This is a genomic window from Pseudomonas sp. D2002 (assembly GCF_013385735.1).
GTDB lineage: Bacteria > Pseudomonadota > Gammaproteobacteria > Pseudomonadales > Pseudomonadaceae > Aquipseudomonas.
This window is the reverse complement of record NZ_JACAPL010000005.1, coordinates 18,221-36,610: the sequence shown is the minus strand read 5'-3', so window position 1 is coordinate 36,610 and position 18,390 is coordinate 18,221. Positions and strand designations below refer to the sequence as shown.

General features: G+C 52.4%; 15 protein-coding genes and 9 pseudogenes. 14 read left to right on the top strand and 10 right to left on the bottom strand.

The genetic code is table 11. The annotated features are described in order from the left end of the window. The first annotated feature begins 32 nt into the window (after positions 1-32). On the top strand, positions 33-1,250 hold the full coding sequence (locus tag HX783_RS10740; RefSeq protein ID WP_056859365.1) for a DUF1444 family protein: 1,218 nt from the start codon (positions 33-35) through the stop codon (positions 1,248-1,250). A 451-nt stretch (positions 1,251-1,701) separates the two neighbouring features. Continuing rightward, on the top strand, positions 1,702-2,064 hold the full coding sequence (locus tag HX783_RS10735; RefSeq protein ID WP_177016865.1) for a histone-like nucleoid-structuring protein, MvaT/MvaU family: 363 nt from the start codon (positions 1,702-1,704) through the stop codon (positions 2,062-2,064). A gap of 75 nt (positions 2,065-2,139) precedes the next feature. Here the strand turns inward: HX783_RS10735 and HX783_RS10730 are convergent, their stop codons facing one another. The 4 genes and pseudogenes from HX783_RS10730 to HX783_RS10715 all read right to left on the bottom strand — a co-directional run bounded on the left by HX783_RS10730 (position 2,140) and on the right by HX783_RS10715 (position 3,484). Continuing rightward, positions 2,140-2,238, bottom strand: coding sequence for a DUF2256 domain-containing protein (locus tag HX783_RS10730; protein ID WP_177016864.1), 99 nt, complete (start codon positions 2,236-2,238; stop codon positions 2,140-2,142). 31 nt (positions 2,239-2,269) lie between these two features. Then, complete coding sequence (locus HX783_RS10725) at positions 2,270-2,665, bottom strand: hypothetical protein (protein WP_056789427.1); 396 nt, start codon at positions 2,663-2,665, stop codon at positions 2,270-2,272. Positions 2,666-3,038: 373 nt separating this feature from the next. Then, positions 3,039-3,278, bottom strand: a pseudogene (locus HX783_RS10720) (hypothetical protein); the annotation flags it as partial. After that, the gene (locus HX783_RS10715; protein WP_177016863.1) at positions 3,275-3,484 is read right to left on the bottom strand and encodes a hypothetical protein; all 210 of its coding nucleotides are present in this window, start codon (positions 3,482-3,484) and stop codon (positions 3,275-3,277) included. The pseudogene HX783_RS10720 and the gene HX783_RS10715, both read right to left, overlap by 4 nt. Positions 3,485-3,829: 345 nt before the next feature. Between HX783_RS10715 and HX783_RS10710 the strand changes: the two genes are divergently transcribed. The 5 genes and pseudogenes from HX783_RS10710 (at position 3,830) to HX783_RS10690 (ending at position 8,336) form a co-directional block, all read left to right on the top strand. Continuing rightward, entirely contained in the window at positions 3,830-4,129 is a 300-nt protein-coding gene (locus tag HX783_RS10710) for a hypothetical protein (protein ID WP_177016862.1), read from the top strand. Between the two features lie 862 nt (positions 4,130-4,991). Then, entirely contained in the window at positions 4,992-5,999 is a 1,008-nt protein-coding gene (locus HX783_RS10705; protein WP_177016861.1) for an AraC family transcriptional regulator, read from the top strand. Positions 6,000-6,435: 436 nt separating this feature from the next. Continuing rightward, positions 6,436-6,594: pseudogene (locus HX783_RS10700) on the top strand (SDR family oxidoreductase); the annotation flags it as partial. A 224-nt stretch (positions 6,595-6,818) separates the two neighbouring features. Beyond that, positions 6,819-7,580, top strand: coding sequence for an SDR family NAD(P)-dependent oxidoreductase (locus HX783_RS10695; protein WP_177016860.1), 762 nt, complete (start codon positions 6,819-6,821; stop codon positions 7,578-7,580). Between the two features lie 399 nt (positions 7,581-7,979). After that, positions 7,980-8,336 (top strand): hypothetical protein, encoded by a 357-nt coding sequence (locus HX783_RS10690; protein WP_177016859.1) that lies wholly within the window; start codon positions 7,980-7,982, stop codon positions 8,334-8,336. A gap of 426 nt (positions 8,337-8,762) precedes the next feature. Here HX783_RS10690 and HX783_RS10685 read toward each other — a convergent pair whose 3' ends face one another. Beyond that, positions 8,763-9,257 carry a GlxA family transcriptional regulator gene (locus HX783_RS10685; protein WP_256347143.1) on the bottom strand — a complete coding sequence of 165 codons (495 nt, stop codon included), beginning with the start codon at positions 9,255-9,257 and terminating at the stop codon, positions 8,763-8,765. A 289-nt stretch (positions 9,258-9,546) separates the two neighbouring features. Here HX783_RS10685 and HX783_RS30250 point away from each other — a divergent pair. From HX783_RS30250 to HX783_RS10675, 3 genes and pseudogenes are all read left to right on the top strand, one after another. Beyond that, a pseudogene (locus HX783_RS30250) lies at positions 9,547-10,329 on the top strand (MCP four helix bundle domain-containing protein); the annotation flags it as partial. Further along, on the top strand, positions 10,324-11,187 hold the full coding sequence (locus HX783_RS30245) for a methyl-accepting chemotaxis protein (RefSeq protein ID WP_371317674.1): 864 nt from the start codon (positions 10,324-10,326) through the stop codon (positions 11,185-11,187). The pseudogene HX783_RS30250 and the gene HX783_RS30245, both read left to right, overlap by 6 nt. Positions 11,188-11,479: 292 nt before the next feature. Further along, on the top strand, positions 11,480-12,757 hold the full coding sequence (locus HX783_RS10675; RefSeq protein ID WP_177009682.1) for a DUF2254 domain-containing protein: 1,278 nt from the start codon (positions 11,480-11,482) through the stop codon (positions 12,755-12,757). Between the two features lie 2 nt (positions 12,758-12,759). Here HX783_RS10675 and HX783_RS10670 read toward each other — a convergent pair whose 3' ends face one another. Both HX783_RS10670 and HX783_RS29800 read right to left on the bottom strand, forming a co-directional pair. Then, positions 12,760-14,082, bottom strand: coding sequence for a chloride channel protein (locus HX783_RS10670; RefSeq protein WP_177016857.1), 1,323 nt, complete (start codon positions 14,080-14,082; stop codon positions 12,760-12,762). A gap of 135 nt (positions 14,083-14,217) precedes the next feature. After that, positions 14,218-14,364: pseudogene (locus HX783_RS29800) on the bottom strand (potassium transporter TrkH); the annotation flags it as partial. 4 nt (positions 14,365-14,368) lie between these two features. Here HX783_RS29800 and HX783_RS10665 point away from each other — a divergent pair. Both HX783_RS10665 and HX783_RS10660 read left to right on the top strand, forming a co-directional pair. Continuing rightward, positions 14,369-14,792 (top strand): annotated as a pseudogene (locus HX783_RS10665) (methyl-accepting chemotaxis protein); the annotation flags it as partial. 189 nt (positions 14,793-14,981) lie between these two features. Continuing rightward, positions 14,982-15,344 carry a histone-like nucleoid-structuring protein, MvaT/MvaU family gene (locus tag HX783_RS10660; RefSeq protein WP_056859809.1) on the top strand — a complete coding sequence of 121 codons (363 nt, stop codon included), beginning with the start codon at positions 14,982-14,984 and terminating at the stop codon, positions 15,342-15,344. A 279-nt stretch (positions 15,345-15,623) separates the two neighbouring features. Here the strand turns inward: HX783_RS10660 and HX783_RS10655 are convergent. Together HX783_RS10655 and HX783_RS10650 are read right to left on the bottom strand one after the other, a co-directional pair. After that, positions 15,624-15,914, bottom strand: a pseudogene (locus HX783_RS10655) (transketolase C-terminal domain-containing protein); the annotation flags it as partial. A 25-nt stretch (positions 15,915-15,939) separates the two neighbouring features. Then, positions 15,940-16,185: pseudogene (locus tag HX783_RS10650) on the bottom strand (alpha/beta hydrolase); the annotation flags it as partial. On the opposite strand from HX783_RS10650, the pseudogene HX783_RS10645 reads away from it, so the two are divergent. Together HX783_RS10645 and HX783_RS10640 are read left to right on the top strand one after the other, a co-directional pair. Next, positions 16,186-16,692, top strand: a pseudogene (locus HX783_RS10645) (substrate binding domain-containing protein); the annotation flags it as partial. 156 nt (positions 16,693-16,848) lie between these two features. Next, positions 16,849-17,316 (top strand): annotated as a pseudogene (locus HX783_RS10640) (transposase); the annotation flags it as partial. A 62-nt stretch (positions 17,317-17,378) separates the two neighbouring features. Here HX783_RS10640 and HX783_RS10635 read toward each other — a convergent pair. Continuing rightward, positions 17,379-18,323: a DMT family transporter gene (locus tag HX783_RS10635; RefSeq protein WP_177016855.1), complete on the bottom strand. Its 945-nt coding sequence runs from the start codon at positions 18,321-18,323 to the stop codon at positions 17,379-17,381. Between the last annotated feature and the right edge of the window lie 67 nt (positions 18,324-18,390).

Genomic DNA, 18,390 nt, shown 5'->3' with positions numbered 1-18,390 from the left:
ACAATTGCCTGCTGACAAAAAGGATTCTGTACATGCTTTTTTCCCTGCTCGACAAATTCTTCAATCGACCGCTAACTGATGAAGCATTTGCCAAAAAATTTATGGATTCGACTCGTAAAGCTGGCTTCAGCGAGAATCTGAATTTTGAGAAGAACGAGTTCCGCATCCGCCATGGGGATGGATCGTACTTCAATCTCCATAATGCCTTTCGCGACTATCAAAATGCAGACAAAGCACAGAAATCCGCCGTTCTGACCGGATACGTATCGACGCTGTTAGAGGCGGGTAGAAAAACCGAGACTGTGTTTGATAATGTCAAAGCACAGCTGCGTCCGGTGATTCGCAACCTTGCCATGCTTGAAGAAATTCGACTGGAACACGCCCGTAAAAATGGCGACAAGCAGTACGATTATGTTTCACAGCCTTTGGGCCGAGACTGCGTTATTCTGCTTGCTGTCGATTCGCCCGAGTCCACTGCCACCCTTACCAATGGCCCCGAAGCACATTGGGGTGTGACGATGGAAGAGGCGGTAAAGATCTCCATCGAGAACCTGCGTGATACGACAAACGAAGCCTTCGGGGAGATTATTCCAGGCCTATACGCTGGGGAGTGGGCGGATGGGTACGACACCAGCAGGGTGTTGTTGCCAGATGTCCTTCAGCGCGTGCCAGTTAAAGGTCGGCCAGTGTTCATGGTGCCCAGTCGAGACGTCCTGATGGTCACAGGAGACAAGGACGAACAGGGAATTCGTCAGATGGTAGAGCTTGCTTTCCAGGCTCTTGAAAGGGGGCGTGCTGTCTCTACCGATATTTACACCTACGAAGGTCGCGATATCATACCGTTTAACTGTGATGATGAAGGGGTCAGCAGTCGGTTGGTTACACTGGAGCATTTGCTGCTGCAGAGTAATTATGCCAATCAGAAAGAGTTGCTCGACAAGCTCAATCTGGAAAAGGGCATCGACATCTTCGTCGCCTCCTACAACCTCTTCCAAATGGCTGACCAACCAAACCAGACGGTATCGATGAGCGCCTGGACAAAAGGTGTGCTGACGCTGTTGCCCAAGACAGATCGCGTCGCGTTGGTTGAACCTGTTGAGGGTGGGGAAGCGACAGTCAAAACCGTCTCCTGGAGTGAACTTGAATCCGAGCTTGGCGATCTGCTGGCTACAGAAGCGGGCTATCCACGTCGCTATCGGACACTGGGATTTCCTTCGGTTGAGCAGCTTAATCGCCTGACTACCTTGTGATCAGTGCTCTACTACTCTGGCGCACTGCAATGGAGGTATCGCTGAGCTGGCAAAGCAGCAGTCGCAATTTATCATTACGATACACTTCCCATTTTGATTGCTTATCCTGGTGGGAAAATTTGGGAGTTTACCGATGTGGGGTTGGTGGCTTCTCTAGCGCTACTGAGTCGGGCCGCAAGATCTGACTGACTTACTTCAGTTGGCGAGCCGCTGTGCGCGGGCAGGCTGTGGCGAACCGAGCTCCCGCGTCCCGCCGTATCTCGGCCCTGCGGGCGTCCATCCTTCACGCCTTCGGCTGTGCCAGCCTGCGCGCTCCGCTTGCGTCGGCTACTCAGCGCTTTTCGACGTTCTGTACCCGAGCAGTTTATAGAATCTAAACATTGATACTTCTGCTTCATTCAAGTGTCTATTCTATTGTGACTTGACAGTACCAATTGCTTAGGAAGCTCCCATGTCCAAACTCGCAGAATTCCGCCAGCTTGAAAAACATCTTGCCGAACAGCTCCAAGCGCTTGAAGCCTTGAAGGGTGACGTCGGTCTCAAGAAAGAAATTGAATTCGAAACTAAGCTGCGTGATTTGCTCGCAAAATACGGCTATAGCCTGAAGGACGTGATCAACCTGCTAGATCCACAAGCAGGCCGTCGCGCTCAAGTATCTGAACCTAAAGCCACACGTAAAGCCCGCCAGGTTAAGGTTTATAAGAACCCACACACCGGTGAAGTCATCGAAACGAAAGGCGGAAACCATCGTGGCCTTAAAGAATGGAAAACCGAGCATGGCGCAGCGGCTGTAGAGTCTTGGCTCGCGAAGTAATCTCTATTGATAGAAAAGGGCCCCTAATGGCCCTTTTTTGGCTCAACCTTTTGTGCGCAGGCAGTGCTCCGACCACTAACGTACCTCCTCCCAGCCTCGCGTCCATTTCTTCCTCCAAGTGAAAGGAAGGCCGCACGTAAGGGGTGTTTTTACCGGAAGCTCGCTCTTTTTCACACCCGCACCCATGTTGATGATGGTCAGAAGGTTACTTCGATAAGAAGTATCCGGTGGTGCGCAGTTGAAGGCTGTAAACCCAGATCCCAAAAACCAAAGCGTACTCCTTGAACATCGGAAGCGTGAGCAGGTGGACTATAGAACCGCTACCCATTCGGCTAAGGGAAAATGTTACACCTAAGGCCAAGGCAAGAATGAAGCAAAGCGAACTACTCTTTTTCCTGGCTAATAGCATCAAGCCGCCAACGAACATCAGCAGCGCTACCACGCAGATATTGAGAAACACCGAGATAGAAATGTCACCAAAGCGAGTTTGCTCGAAACCTTCCTCCACCACCCAGACGCCAGCTTGAAGCAGGACGATGAAACAGTAGAAGACGGTCATGAAGACGGGGGCTGGACGAGTGTTGTACCAAGGCTGAGGCATATTCGCTTCCATAGTGATGAGCTCCTGGGGAGATTGCAGTCACGGATTATAGGATGGTGGCTATGGACTACACCATCGAAGTAGCTTTGCCCACTAGCTCCCTGCGAGTCGCCGCAGCCCCATTAGGACTGGTGTGCTGTGATGGAGATGTAATCAAACACCGTAACGTTTGATCCCCCCAGAAGTGATGCAGTACCGACCGCCTCTACGCCCGATACAGACGTTTCCGGATGAACAAGGGAAAAGGATCCATAGCTCGGCGTTTGCCGAGGAATAGGCTGAGGAGCAGGTCTCGTCTGACTCACTGGTTCCTGCTTGGAGACTGCGTAGCAATTCGCCCCGCCCCAGAGGCTTTTAGATGATAGCCATTTAGCTGAGCGAGTGGTTCAATCGCGTCCATGACCCTCAAGCTGCCGAAGAAACCGGCGCTGTCAGGATAATGAATACCTGCAAGAGACACCTTGGCCACGCCGGATTCTCGGTCGAAGTACGATAGAAAATGCCAACCGCCAGTTGTACTCCCAGCGTGCGGAAAGTTGATTGCAGCCTTGCCAGTGATGTAGTGCGTGCGGGAAACGCGTTTGAGATCAAAATCGAAAAGCGGCTGGTTCATGGGAGTTTTTTGAGCCGGGCCAGCCCCTGTTTGATATGACCAGCGTTCTCACCAATTGTGTAAAGCGCACCACGGACGTTGTCGCCGACGTCTGTATGTCCTTGCGCTTCTACCTGGAGGGTCAGCTCCATGAGCGCAGCTTCGAGAGCGAGCTGATTTTGGTACATCCTTTCCAGCACATCCGACAACGAGTATTCCTTAGGCATTGATGTGATCTCCTTCAGGGATGCTGAGCATAGCGCAGGATACGAAATGGTTAGGTGCCTCGCGGACAAATCCAGAGCCTCATCAACTTTAAACAAATCATTGATCGCGTCCCCCTAACTCTGTGCAGATTGCCTCAAGCCGAGTTTTTTCCTAGGGAAGCTTAGACGCTAGCAGTGCACTATTGCGCATACCTCGAAATACCTTCTGATCTCCATCCAACGATTCGATATAGTCGGAAAGTGCCTTCGTGCTCGTCACATTTCGCCGTGATGGTGGGAGCGAGAGTCTGCTGAATTATCTAAAGACGGCTGAACCGCAACCAGAGCTACCTTGCTGAGCTGAACATGAACGATATTCCCTCGAACGGCCAGGCTCTACCTGAAATCGGGATTGAAGAGTTCAGAGCGCGTTATCCGCAGCTTTTCTCGGATCCTAGAGTGGATGAGATCTACTGCGATCCAGGTTGGCGCGGACTACTCTTGGCTCTTTGCGACGCGCTGCAGGAGCATCTAACACGGCATCCTGATGTCGTGCCGGTGACTGTCGGTCAGATCAAATCGAAATTCGGCGAGCTTCATTTTTTTATGACGGCGGTGATGCGTACTGCCGTGGAGCAGTTGATTTGGCAGCCGGGCTTTCGCTGAAAACTTGTGAGAGGTGCTGGGCTACTGGCTTGTAGGAGGGCAGTATGTCGGCACGCTGTGCTCCACCCACAAAGGTGGCAGTACAGAATCAAGATCGTTGGATCAGACTGATTTAACAGGGTGGCGAGCCGCTGTGCGCGGACAGGCTGTCGTGAACCGAGCTTCGGCGTACCGCCGAGTCTCGGCCCTGCGGGCTTCCATCCTTCACGCCTTCGGCCTACAGGCCTGCGCGCTCCACTTGCAGCATGTGCTGAGCGCATCCAGTAAGGTTCTACGAATCAGGCGGCGGAGTTATTGGCCGTCCCGGTAGCGCGCGACGTTCCCTTGCGACATCAAGATTAGCCCGCTGAATTAGCATCATGACCTCACATAAAACGTAACAGCTTGTCTGCCTATGGCCTAGCTCCCAGGTGCAATCACCGGCACTGGGCAGATTCCCATTAAAGCGCCGGAATTGACGCTCAGCGCCCTGCAATAAACCCCACACGGCTGCGCCAGATTTGCCAGGGTCAATGTGGCTCTCGTGGGGGCCGCAACAATCTACGATGCCTTGATCACGCATGAGCGTGTCGTCGGCATAGCTACTGTAAAGATTCCTTCCATGGAATATCGCCAGTGTGGCGATTTTGTGCTTGAGTGTGTACTCGCTTACGGCATCAAGGATTTGCAATTGATTGGACAGATCGAATGCCGATGTGGGCCCGTCCAGCAGCAATTGCGGAAAGCGAACAAGCTCTAGGGCAGGTGAACCGATGTGACCTCTTGGTGACGAAGATTGTCCTACAATCAACTTTTACTTACGCCCTCACTTTCGCCTAGAAAAGCCATAAGAGGAGCTCTACCTGCAAGGTTTTGAATTAACATGCACACGATATCGTCTGTCTTAGCCAAGGCACTGATCGACCCTGACTCCATTTCACAGCTTGGCATTCCTGAATCTCAGTTAGCTTTTCTGAATTCGGATTCCGTACAGTCAGGGGTGCCACAGCAAATCCCGCTGACTGACCTGAATGAGATTCTCTCTTTGATTCAGCAGCGTCTTGGTAGCGAAGATATTGGCTTGCTAGCTTATGGCAAAGCCCATCCAGGTAACCTGGGCGTTTTGGGCTATGCGATTATGTCCAGCTCGACTGTTCATAACGCACTCAAATGCATTGCTGAGTTTTATCCTGTCGTCGGCGCTGGTTATTGCATCTATCTCGAAGACCATCCATCTTCACTAAGATTCGTTGGGGTATCAGCAGACGATTCCTGGCCGGCCTTGCCCAGAGTTTTTATCGATGCAATCGCGTCAATCACGTTAGGTCTGCTTCACTGGCTAGTGCCTACCTCGTGCTTAATGCCGATTCTGGCAGAATTCACATATCCTACTCCTAAGGATAGGCGGCAGTTGGAGGCAATGTTCGGCCGTAACCTAGCGTTCTCTTCAAATGTCAATGCGTTGAGTTTTCGTAAGTGCGATACTGAATTAGCTCTCGCGACCTCTGATCCTTCGCTGCAAAAAATTCACAATGACTATCTGACACGCAAGAAAAGCGAGCTCACTGACGACGGCATTATCGAGCGAGTTAAAAGCGCTGTGTTGCAGCATTTGCACCAGTCAAAACCGCTAGTCATTGACGCGATATCTTGCTCGATGTGCCTGTCTCAACACCAGCTGAAACGTTCGCTAGAGATGGCTGGCGCGCGTTTTCAGATGCTGGTAGACGAAGCAAGGTCGCAATACAGCCATCATCTGCTCACCAATACAGCGCTGTCGTTCAAGCAAATCAGTTACAGCGTCGGGTTTAAGAGCCAAAGCGCTTTCAACAAAGCATGTGACCGATGGTTCGGCATGTCTCCTGGGCATTATCGCTTCTCAAGGTGTTGACTCCTCGCGCGGGTTTCGATTGGAACATAGCTCCTCACCGTAAGGTCTTTCGTATGCGTCCGGCCAAGTCATCTAACCAAGCCCGACAAGCCAGGACATGGTGTGCACTTAAATTTAGGTGGGCACCAGTTCTAGCCTTTTAAGCGGGTATTTCATGCAGCCAACACGCCGTTCGTATTCCAAATCCTTCAAAGCCAGGTGATGAAGAGTGTGTCCAACACGGCGCATCAATCGCCAGCGTGGCCCTCAGCCACGGCCTCAACGCAAACCTCGTCCACAAATGGATTCGGGTGCAAGCGCAGAAAAGTACGGCGCTTCAACCGGCATTCGTCCCGTTGCCTATACAAAGCGCTGCCGCCTGCGCAGCTTTCCTTCGAGAGCTATTGCGATGATCCGCATCGACGCCATCTGGCTCGCCACCGAGCCCATGGATAGGTTCCTTGCCCAGCATGGCGAAAAGACGCCGATCAAACGTGCCGCTCAGCCCGAAGAAATCGCTGAAGTCGTCGCGTTTCTAGCCTCAGAGCGGGCATCTTATATTTTGGGCGCAGTCGTCATGGCGGATGGAGGGATGAGTGTCCCCGCCGGAACCTGATAGGGCCTATTTCTGTCGCTGACACCGTGTTGACCGACTGGGCCTGCGATCCTGTGTTGATCTGGTCGCATCAACGACAAAAGGGGCCTTGCCCAGACGGTTACACAGAATAAGCTCCAACCTGATTTGAAAATGGATACCTGCTAATCGTGACCGCCTGACGCCGACGTTGCCTGCTTGGTGCTACGGTAATGGCTCTCTAACAACCCATTCGAGATATCCATATGAAACCCAATCCGACAATCGATAACGTATTACGCGTCGCTTTGGTTACAGGATCGACTTCTGGTATCGGCGCAGCCATTGCACGTGTACTAAGCCGGGCAGGCTATGCGGTGGTGCTCCATTCGCGAAATTCTGCGGATACGGGACGCGCTATGGTTGCCGAAATGAAGCAGGCTATTTACGTGCAAGCTGATCTTGCTTTCGAAGCTGACAGGGTCAGGCTTGTTAACGAAGCTATCGCCGCGTGGGGGCAGCTCGACGTATTGGTCAATAACGCCGGTATTAGCAGAGTCATTCCGCACGGCGACCTTGCCTCTGCCAGTTCTACGGTGTGGCACGAACTTAACGAAGTTAATGTCGTGGCGCCGTTCCACCTGGTCGCTTTGGCCGAGTCGGCATTGCGCGATGCCGCGCGTTCCGGTCGAGCAGGTTGCGTCGTAAACATCAGTTCGCATGCCGGTATCCGTCCTAAGGGCGCATCGATTCCCTATGCGGTAAGCAAAGCTGCGCTTAATCACATGACCCGTTTGCTCGCGGTATCGCTTGGGCCCGAAATTCGCGTAAACGCGGTGGCGCCTGGCTTGGTCGACACGCCTCTGACCGCAGAGTGGACAGAGGCCCAAGAGTTGTGGCGAACTCGCGCACCTATGCGCAGGGCCGCTAGCCCAGACGACATCGCAAAAGCTGTTGTAATGCTGGTCGAGTCGGACTACTTAACCGGCGAGATACTCATGTCAGACGGCGGGTTGAATCTGACCTAGGTTTAGCGTGCTCCGGTGGAACAGGCGAGAAGACAACTCTCCGACTCGCCCAAACGCCGGACGCCTACCATAGCTTTTCGGGGCGAGCTAGAGGACTGCGCCGGACGGATACTCCGATGCGAGTGAAATTGGGGAGTTGTTGGCGCATCGGTGGCAACCGGCCCAGTTACGCAAGACGGGATGCCAGGACGCTTACAGTCTTTCCTTCTTTTGTTTATCCCAGTAAAGGATTCGTTTGTCCGCAGCGCTTTGGAGTGAAATGAGGGGCTAAAAGCAAGGGAGAATTGGTTTCAAGAATTCTCACGCTTGGACGGACATTTGATGTGGTTGAGACGGTTCAGATTCGCGACGCGAATGCGATTGTGTTTCGCAGCAGTAATTTTGGCACTGGTATCCACAATGGATATCGAACGGATGATTACCTACATCCAGAGTGGGACGCAGGAAACAGTGCTTGCGTTGACAGATAGCTCGACCCAGGCGACCGAGACTCGTAAGCAAGCAAACTCAGCCAATACCGCGTTGATTGGAATCACCAAGGCCGTAAGCAGTATTGATGAGCGTAACACCCTTATCGCCGCAGCCTGTGAAGAGCAAGCCATCGTCGCGAAAGAAATTGATAAAAGCATCATTCGCATCCGCGATCTTTCGATCCATTCAGCGGTTCGTTCGAACCAGACGCGCGCTGCCAGCGAATACTTGGCGCAGATTGCGGTAGACCTTAAACGGCGACTAGATGGTTTTACCTACGGTTGATTCTCTAGCACTAGGTACCGTTGTGAATCCATATATCCAAGACTGCCGAGAATTATGATGACAGCTGATCACAATCTGAAAAAAAGTCTGCACGACCTGCGTGTTAATTTGGCCAAACGCGGACATGAAATAGACGCTGCGCAGCTCAAGAATCTGCTTGACGCATTGCACCAGCTTTATGCGTCCACAGAAAACCTGAGCACTGAACTGCAGCGCCTGGTGAAGCATTCCTCTAGGGTTTGCTCGCGCCGGCCCCCCTTGTATCTAGTAAAGTAAAAGGTCAATCACAAGCTTTTCTTGAGCTTGCCAACTCAACCCGCTCGATAGGGACACAATGTTCATCTAAAGCAAGGTAGGACGCTATCGTGTGTGGCGCCAGGATACGCCATAGGTCTCAATTTACTGGCGATCTTGATGTCCTACCTGCTACGGTCGCACGACGATTTCCGTTGTATGCAATCCGTGCTGTTGTGTCCTCGAAGGCGCTTTTCTGGAAGCCAGTCTATAATTCGTCGGGGTCGTACCTACGATATGTAGAAAGTGTTCTCTAAGAGAAGTCGAAAAACTAAATCCTACCTCTGCAGCAACCTGTTCGATGGGTAAGTCAGTCGCTTCAAGCAGGCATTGCGCACGATTGATTCTTACATGGATCACCCACTGCAGGGGGCATAGGCCTAATTGCTTTTGAAAGCGACGAGTTAGTGTTCTCGTGCTGACCTTTGCAAAATCTGCCATATCTCTGATGGTAATAATCGTAGCTATTCGGCTTTCGATCCACTGAATGACGGGCGAGAGGCTCGTGTGCGCGCAGGGGATTTCTCTGACAATGAATTGTGCTTGGCCGCCAGATCGCTCCAATGAGACAACCGCGAGTCGCGCCGCTCCCGCCGCGACACTGGCGTTATGATCCTGCTCGATCATATACAAGTAAAGATCCAAGCCAGCCACAACTGGGCAATGCTGCCTTCAATGGGCGAGAAGCTAACTCAGCCAAATTGGTATCAGTGAATATTCAACAAACCTAACAAATGAGGCGCGAATTTTTATTAAAATCAATATCACCTAGGCTTAGGGTAATAAATATAAGAAACAATCTATTTGAGCTGTGCGTGAAAAAAAGCTCAAAAATCGTCCTTGCTTGCCGATATCTCCCCTGATCAATGGCACGCCTCAAGGTCAACCAGATTTCCCCCTATCGAAGAGAAGCTCTATGAATTGGTTCCTGAATTTACGCCTTGCGGCAAAACTATCCATATCATTCTTGATATGCGCATTGATAACTATTGCGATTGGGCTCGTCGGGATGAACGGCAACTCACGGCTGGGCGACACGATCTCATCTGTATTTAGCAATAATATAAGTTCAATTAACAAGGTGAATGAAACTCTGCAGCAAGTAATTTATCACAATAGAGATCTATACTTGTTGCTGGCACAAAAAGCTGGCAATGCAACTGAGGGGGAACTCGTAGCCACTAAAAAATCATTATCTGACCGCCAGCGTGCTATAGAGAAAGCATTCGCTATTTATCGTAGCACCCCGCTGCGCGATGACGAAAAGGCCTTAGGTGATAATTTTGAACGGGATTGGCCTGCTTATATAAAAACGGCAGAGAAGTTCGTCAATACGTTGATGTCGGGGGATTTGCCAGGGGCGAGATTGCAACTTAGAGAAGACGTCAGCGATAAGTATGGTTCCGCTGAGAAAGAGATGCTAGGGATAATCGCATCTAACATTGATCAAGCGGACGATATCCGAAGTGAAAGTGATGCTCTCATTCAAAGTTCTAAGCTAACGATCATTGCAGGTATGGTATTCGCGTTCGTCTTGGCGATGGGCCTGGGTCTTCTTATTACGCGACTCATTACCCGGCCACTCTCCTATGCAGTATCGGCTGCGGAGCGTATTGCAGGTGGAGATCTTACGCAACGTATTGACGCAGGTAGCCAGGACGAAACCGGGAAATTACTTTCCTCCCTACATGGGATGCAGGCGAGCCTTCGAAGCACAATTCAAAATATATCCAGTGCATCAGATCAGCTAGCCTCGGCAGCAGAAGAGCTGAGCGTCGTAACGGACGAGAGCACACGGGGTCTTACTCAGCAGAACAGCGAAATCGAACAGGCTGCTACCGCTGTGAATGAAATGACAGCTGCAGTCGATGAAGTCGCTCGCAATGCCGTTTCTACAGCAGAAATATCGCAAAGAACCAATCAAGACGCCATGGCTGGCAAAAGTAGGGTTGGAGAAGCTGTTGTAGCGATTGAAGGAATGGTTGGGGAAATCAACTCATCGAGCTCTCAGGTTCAAGAGCTTGCTCATCAGACGAAAGAAATTAGCAAGGTGCTTGAGGTCATCAGGTCGATTGCTGACCAAACCAATCTCCTAGCTCTGAATGCGGCCATTGAAGCTGCACGAGCGGGCGAGCAAGGTCGCGGATTTGCAGTAGTAGCTGACGAGGTAAGGGCTCTAGCTCATCGTACCCAATCATCGACTATTGAAATCGAGGGGATGATTAACGCTGCTCAGACAAGCGCTACCTCTGTAGTAGAAACCATGACTAAGAGTCAAAGCCAGGCAAATAACACACGTCAGCTTGCGCAGGCCGCAGGCGTAGCACTGGAATCGATCACTGAGGGTGTAGCTGCAATCACAGAGCGCAATCTGGTAATCGCAAGCGCGTCAGAAGAACAGGCACAGGTTGCTCGTGAGGTAGATCGTAACCTCGTCAACATTCAAAGCTTGTCAGCTCAAACTGCTACAGGAGCACATCAGACAAATGCCTCGAGCCACGAGCTCTCAAGGCTTGCAGTATCCTTCAACCAGTTGGTAGCCAAATTTAAGCTTTAGACCCCACAGAAAAGTGCGCTTTTGCTGGCGCACTTTTCATCTTTCGCTAGGCACGCGCGGCATAACCCGACCCTTTGAAACGGCCATTACCTGAACAAACAACGTAAACGTTTTCGCACCCCTTCTTCGTCTCGCTGCAATGGGCCGTGCAGGTGACGCTCGCAATCGCAGCAACACGCGTACCTGTGAGATGCTTCATCTCTAGCCAGGATGTAAAACCAGTTTCAAATTTCCGAATAAAACTTCTGCGCTGCTCGCGACGTCCACTGACGTAGTCACTGAAGGATTGCACATGATTGCTCGTTGGCGTTGGGTAACGAATCAACTCACCAAACGGCTGTGGTTCAGAGCCTCCCTATTCTCCCTTCTAGGGGTGGCTACGGCACTGCTCGCTGTTGTATTCAAAGACTTCATTCCGGAGTCATTGCCAGCGCGCATCGGCGCAGATGCCGTAGACAAAATTCTGGGGATCATTGCCTCCAGCATGCTGGCCGTCACAACCTTCTCGTTGAGCACAATGGTCACCGCTTATGGGGCCGCGAGCAGCGGAGTGACACCGCGCGCCACCACCTTGGTAATGGAAGACACGACGACCCAAAATGCCCTTGCCACGTTTATAGGCTCATTCCTGTTTAGCCTGGTGGGGATCATCGCGTTGAGCACGGGTGCTTATGGCACGCAAGGTCGGGTGTTGCTGTTCGCAGTGACGATAATTGTGGTGATCTTGATCGTTTACACCCTCTTGCGCTGGATCGACCACCTGTCAAAACTTGGACGGGTGGGAGAAACCATCGACCGCGTCGAGAAGGCTGCGATAACGGCAATCACTCAACGAGTTCAGTGGCCCTACTTAGGCGGTTCAGCTTACCCGACCGATCTTTCGCTACCTCCTGGCGCAATCACAGTCAAAAGTGAGCTGACAGGTTACGTGCAACATATTGATGTAAGCGCACTCGGAGCTTTCGCGCAGGACGATCAAGTACAGATTTATCTGGAGGTGCTTCCGGGGACATTTGTGCACGAGGGAATGCCACTCCTGCATATTGTGAGCTTGGGCAACACGTCGGACGGTGATATCGATACTGCACGTGAGATGGTTCTAGAGGCTCTGACGATAGGCGTCCGTCGAACCTTTGAAAATGATCCACGCTTCGGACTTTGTGTTCTCTCGGAAATCGCTTCTCGCGCCTTATCGCCTGCGGTGAACGACCCAGGAACAGCCATCGATGTCATTGGCCGGGGAGTGAGGACTTTAACTTGCTGGAGCAAGCCTCACGTCTCTGGCTCGCAAACAGACCAAGGGTGTAAACAGGTCTTTCTCCGAGGATTGACGGTTGATGATCTGTTCGATGATTTTTTTGCCCCGATCAGCAGGGACGGTGCAGCTTTGCTGGAAGTTAACGTGCGCCTGTTGAAAGCCCTCATCAGTCTCGCTGAAATAAACCCAGCGATCTTTAAAGAAGCATGCGACAGGCACGTGGATCTTCTGATGACTCGTGCAGAGTCCACGTTAGCGCTGCAGCATGAGAAGGATCAACTTAGCTCACTGGCTAGAACGATCACGCGGTAGGCTTATTGAGTTGGATTCTTTGGCTTAGTGGCAGCTTCTGCACTCTCGAGAAAGCCTCGCGCCAATTGCTGATACAACTCAGGGCCCATTCTTGAACTGACAGCCTTGGCAATCAGGGCTACCGCCATGAGACTGATCACCATACTGTGGCTATCAATCATCTCCATCACAATGATTGCGGAGGTGATTGGCGACTGAGTGACGGCAGCCAGAAAACCAACCATGCAGAGTGCAATAGTGGGCTGCGCTGCCAGATGGAATAGCTCTGCGGTATTGGCGCCTACTGCTGCCCCTACAGCAAGCGAAGGGGCAAAAATACCTCCTGGAATACCAGAGAAGTAGGTCACTACGGTCGCTAAGAATCGGGTGATGGGGGCGTGCCATGGCAGGACTACATCAGATGCGATGACCTGAGAGGTAATGCCGTAGCCACTACCGAACGACATTCCACCGCTCAGCCAACCCAATATAGCGACGACCAATCCACAGATGCCGGCAAACCACACCGGGTGCAGACGCCGCCACTGCCAGATGATGAAGTGTGGATGCCGCTGCGGCCATAACAACATTCGACTAAATAAACCACCCAAAAGCCCACAACCAATTCCTATGACTAATGCCGGGACGACTATGTCGAGGTTGATGTCCTGAATGCCGAAGTGACCGAAATAGTTGTAGTTTCCCTGCAAGGCAATGGCAACCATCCCAGAGAGGATAATGGTGCTGAGAAGAACCCCGCTGGTACGGGTCTCCAGCTTGCGTCCAAGTTCTTCTACCGCGAATGCGATCCCTGCCAAGGGCGTGTTGAATGCTGCCGCAATACCCGCTGCACCTCCCGCCAGAATGAGATCCTCGCTGCGCACGATTCGCGCATTGGGCAGGAAGCGGTGAAAGAATTGCATGATGGATGCGGCAACTTGCACTGAGGGGCCTTCACGCCCCGCCGAAAAGCCGCCCGTCAGCGCCAGAGTTCCAAGGCTTATCTTGGCGAAAGCAATGCGCAATGAAACCAGTCTGTTAATGGGCTTACCTTGACGCGCAAGTCGTGTTGCTGAGATTACCTGAGGAATTCCGCTACCTTGGGCGCCCACAAAAAAGCGCGTTGTCAGCCAGACTACGAGCATGCCGATCATTGGGGTGTAAACAAGCGGAAGCCATGCTCGCTCAGCGGTCTGTTGAGCAAACTGCGCCAAGGCCATGTCTGCCAGCCTAGCGAAAGCCACCACCAGCAGCCCAGCAATGGTTGCTGCAATCCATAGCGTTACCCTGGTGCGCCAGCGCATGGAGGCGAAGCCTCGGCGTAACAGCATTATCGGCTTGATCACCCGAGGAGCTCCTCTTGAAGTCGCTGTATTGACCGCAAGACTAACCAAATAAGCAGCTCGTTCCAAACAGCTTTGGCGGAGTCGCTCGACAGGCTTTTTTCGCGCCCATGGGTATTCACCTATTCATTGATAGGACTAATACCTCCAAAAAACCGGTTTTACGAGTACCAGGACGGTGAGTATCTCCAGCCTTCCCAGTAGCATGCCAATGGTAAGCAACCATTTTGCAGCGTCAGGTAATGACGAGAAGTTATTAGCAGGCCCGATGATTGTGCCTAAGCCTTAGCAGGGTCGAGGATTCGCGGTGGTCGCCGACGAGGTCAGAACTCTGGCCTCGCGCGCACAAAACTCCACTGAAGAGATCCGCCGGATTATCCAAGAGCTGCAACTGGCGACAGGCGGCGCCGTCGAGCAAAATGAAAGCGGGCAAACTGCGCGCGCAGGAATGCATCGAATCCGCTGATCAGGCCTCGACTAGCCTGGATGCAATCAATGACGGCGTTGAGCAAATCGTAGCGATGAACACCGAGATAGCGAGCGCGGCAGTTCAGCAGCACGCCGTCTCGGAGGATATCAATCGCAATGTGACTGAGATTCGTAACGGTAGCCTTGCATTGATGGAGGGCATAGAAGACAACGCTGTGACTGCGGAGGAACTGTCGCTGCTGGCAGGGGAACTGCGTACTGTCGTTTCGCGTTTCAAGCTGTAACGCGATAGTGGGCGATCCCAATTTGTTGCGCCCTCCAGCCTTTGCTTACGCGCCTACCGGTAGCGCATTGATTCAATCATATACGAAGGATACCCAAGCATCTTATAGATTCTTAGAGTTGAGTCTTCTCCTTCATTCGAGTGTCTATTCTGATGTAACGTGACAATACTAATTGCTCAGGAAACTCCCATGTCCAAACTCGCAGAATTTCGCCAGCTTGAAAAACATCTCGCCGAACAGCTTCAAGCGCTTGAGGCCCTGAAGGGCGACGCTGGTCTTAAGAAAGAAATTGAATTCGAAACGAAGCTGCGCGATTTGCTCGCAAAATACGGCTACAGCCTGAAAGACGTGATCAATCTGCTTGATCCACAAGCAGGTCGTCGCGCTCCAGTATCCGAGCCTAAAGCCAAACGCAAGGCCCGCCAGGTGAAGGTTTATAAGAACCCACACACCGGTGAAACCATTGAGACGAAAGGTGGTAATCACAGAGGCTTGAAACAGTGGAAAAGTGATCACGGCGCGGCGACTGTTGAGTCCTGGCTCAACAAGTAGTTTTAGCGCTCGAATAAATGGGCCCGGGAGGGCCCTTTTTTTTGGTGCTTAAAAAAACTAACGCGTTTGCTCTCTCGCTCCTCGTTGGTCGAAAGATACCTGATGCTGTTGTATCCCTTGTACGTCGTGATTTTCTGTCGTGTAGCATCGTCAGCTACCAGACTTCCGCGCCGGTAATTAAAAGGCTGCAGGAACGGATTATGTAGTTGAGCATTTTCCTATGCCACGCAATGTAACCTTGCAAAAGGCGCCTCAAACTAAGGCGCCTTGCACAGAGGCCTACAGCCAAGCTTTGATTTGCGCACATACAGCTGCTGTTGAGATGCCATACCGATCATGTAGCGTCGGCAGTGCGCCCGCCTCCAGGAATGCGTCGGGTAAAGCGATTTGCCGGAAGGTAGGAGTTACGCCGTTACGCAGAAGTAACCCTGCAACAGCCTCGCCGAGTCCACCGATAATCGAGCTGTTTTCGGCTGTGACTACCAAACGTCCGGACTTTCGGGCTTCAGCCAAGATGGTTTGCTCATCTAGCGGCTTGATGGTTGGGACGTGTAGCACTGCGACAGCCACAAAGCTATCGCGGTTGTTCTGCGTTTTAGCGGTTAGCGTCGCCCAAGGCAGCCTCGATGAAGCGAACGGAACTCTCCATAGCCTGCTGACCTTCTGGCAGCATGGTGGCGTAGAAGTGCCAGGCGTGGAACATCGCTGGCCATACTTCTAGGTTCACGCGAACGCGGTTATCAGCCAGGTGAGTTGCAAGGCGCACTGCATCACTCAACATCAGCTCGTTCTCGCCGATCTGCACCAAGATTGGTGGAAGACCGGTGACGTCCGCGAACACATGCGCATCGGGCCACCGAAGGAAGATTCTCGGTTGTTAACGCGCACTGTGGCCTACCAACAAATGATTACCTGCGCTTCCCCCAAATATTTGGCTGAGCACGCCGAGCCTAAAACGCCGGAGGATTTATCCGAGCACCAGTGCCTGCATTTCGTGAGTGGTGGGAGATTGCTTCCTTGGAATTTTCGCTTGAATGGTAGCTCTGTGTCCGTTACTCATGGTGGAAGGCTACAGATGGACAGTGCTGAGTCATTACACCAGTCAGCTGTAGCTGGCCTGGGCATCGCGACTCTTCCTTCCTACGTGGTGAACGACGATTTGAGGAGCGGCAAGCTTGTTCAATTGCTCGCTGGGTATGCAGAGGCCGCAGAGCCTATTCGGGTGATCTACCCTAGCAAGCGGCACCTCTCTCCAAAAATTCGACTCTTCATCGATAAGCTCGTGGAGGCTTGGTCACCATGCCCACCATGGGAGCAGCATTCTGCGGAAGGCATTCACTCTGCATGACCCGTGATCTGCTGACTAACGGCCAGTATGCTTTCGAATGCAGGGGGAACATTCCAGGGGCAACCTACGAGGGAGAGTTTGTGGACGCCAAGTGGTACGGTCACGCCTGGGTAATACTCGCGGGTGTGCTCTGCGACCTATCCATCTTCCGAGTAAGCCCTGCGTTATATCCAGTTTCTGTACGAAATCGAAGGCGAAGTCCGCGATCTGGAGCCGGATTTAAGGCGTCGAATACGACAAGAAAAAGCTGTACGGGTGATGAACATGCTCCATGCCTGGATGAGCGCCCAGCGCGATCTGGTGCCCGAAGGCTCAGCCATCAGCAGAGCACTCGATTACAGCCTGAAACGCTGGGCAGCGCTATCACGCTACATCGATGACGGGGCAGTACCCATTGACAACCATTGGGCCGAAAACCAAATCAGGCCATGGGCTCTTGGACGCGAAAACTGGCTCTTCGCTGGATCACTGCGCAGCGGCAAACGGGCGGCGGCAATCATGACCTTGATCCCGTCTGCGCGGCTGAATGGTTATGATCCATATGCGTATCTGAAGGATGTTCTCACGCGCCTACCGACGCACCGGGCGAGTGAGATCGATCAGTTGCTACCGCATAGTGGGTGACCAATTAATCACAACTGGTAGGGGTAGTCAGTATTCCTGTCGCTATAGCATCTCTGTACGAGTTAAACAGCCGGAGAGTGACGGGGAGTACGATGACAATTCAGACACCACAAGACACCGGTGACCAGAAGTGCAATCGCCGCAATTTCATGTAAGTCGGGCAGCCGATGCTCCCATAGAAATCCAAAAACCAGCGCCGCTAACGTCTCAATCACGAGCACTTGTCCGCTTAGTGCCAGTGGTAGAAGTCGGCTCGCCTGATTCCAGCACGCATTACCCACAACCGAAGATAAAAACGCTACGCCACCGGCTACCATGACAAAGTGTAGCCATTCGGAGTTGTCATGCGTTCCGACCTGCCAGCCCAGGACAGGTACCGCCAAAAGCAGTGACTGAGCGCCAGTCATGACCCCTGTCAGCAGTGCCCAGTCATGGGCGGAAACGCTGGTTACCTGAGCCAGCCGCCGAGCGTTGCTCACTGCGAACCAACTCCATGTCACTAACGCGCCCGCTGCGCATAGAATTCCGGCCACGTTTGTCAGTATATCTGGCTTGTCGCCGTTGATCAGTGCGTGCCAGCTGATGAGTACGACCCCGCCCACAGCGCAGAACAGCGAGGGAGTTAGCTGGCGCAAAGAAATTGCGTTGACGTCATGACGACCTGCCAGCGTGACGAACACGGGAATGAGTCCGACGATCAGAGACGTTGTGGCAATGCCAACCAACTGCACACCGGTGCCCACTAGCGTGTAGTAAATGAGGTTCCCAATCAGGCTAAGCCAGAAGAGTGACTTCCAGTCGGCGATAGTGAGATTGGCGCAAACGCGCCTCCAGCGGGGCATAAGCAAGGCCACCGAAATCGCGCCGTAGCAGAGAAATCTCAGAACGGCGAATTGCAGTCCGCTCAGCCCCGGGGTGAGCTGGGGGCCGAGGAAGATCACTCCCCAACACAGGCCCGCGCAAACTCCGTAGACAATGCCCTTTAGCAGTAATCGATCAGCAAGCATTTCATCCGCGCTCCAAAGCGTTATGGGTAAAGTCTGGAGCAACTGATTCGGGGAGTATTGTCGGTAA

Coding starts and splice junctions, on each gene's coding strand:
- HX783_RS10710 (WP_177016862.1), top strand. CDS start 3,830: ATGAACGATATTCCCTCGAACGGCCAGGCTCTACCTGAAATCGGGATT.
- HX783_RS10685 (WP_256347143.1), bottom strand. CDS start 9,257: ATGATCGAGCAGGATCATAACGCCAGTGTCGCGGCGGGAGCGGCGCGA.
- HX783_RS10660 (WP_056859809.1), top strand. CDS start 14,982: ATGTCCAAACTCGCAGAATTTCGCCAGCTTGAAAAACATCTCGCCGAA.
- HX783_RS10725 (WP_056789427.1), bottom strand. CDS start 2,665: ATGCCTCAGCCTTGGTACAACACTCGTCCAGCCCCCGTCTTCATGACC.
- HX783_RS10740 (WP_056859365.1), top strand. CDS start 33: ATGCTTTTTTCCCTGCTCGACAAATTCTTCAATCGACCGCTAACTGAT.
- HX783_RS30245 (WP_371317674.1), top strand. CDS start 10,324: ATGCAGGCGAGCCTTCGAAGCACAATTCAAAATATATCCAGTGCATCA.
- HX783_RS10635 (WP_177016855.1), bottom strand. CDS start 18,323: ATGCTTGCTGATCGATTACTGCTAAAGGGCATTGTCTACGGAGTTTGC.
- HX783_RS10705 (WP_177016861.1), top strand. CDS start 4,992: ATGCACACGATATCGTCTGTCTTAGCCAAGGCACTGATCGACCCTGAC.
- HX783_RS10675 (WP_177009682.1), top strand. CDS start 11,480: ATGATTGCTCGTTGGCGTTGGGTAACGAATCAACTCACCAAACGGCTG.
- HX783_RS10735 (WP_177016865.1), top strand. CDS start 1,702: ATGTCCAAACTCGCAGAATTCCGCCAGCTTGAAAAACATCTTGCCGAA.
- HX783_RS10715 (WP_177016863.1), bottom strand. CDS start 3,484: ATGCCTAAGGAATACTCGTTGTCGGATGTGCTGGAAAGGATGTACCAA.
- HX783_RS10695 (WP_177016860.1), top strand. CDS start 6,819: ATGAAACCCAATCCGACAATCGATAACGTATTACGCGTCGCTTTGGTT.
- HX783_RS10690 (WP_177016859.1), top strand. CDS start 7,980: ATGGATATCGAACGGATGATTACCTACATCCAGAGTGGGACGCAGGAA.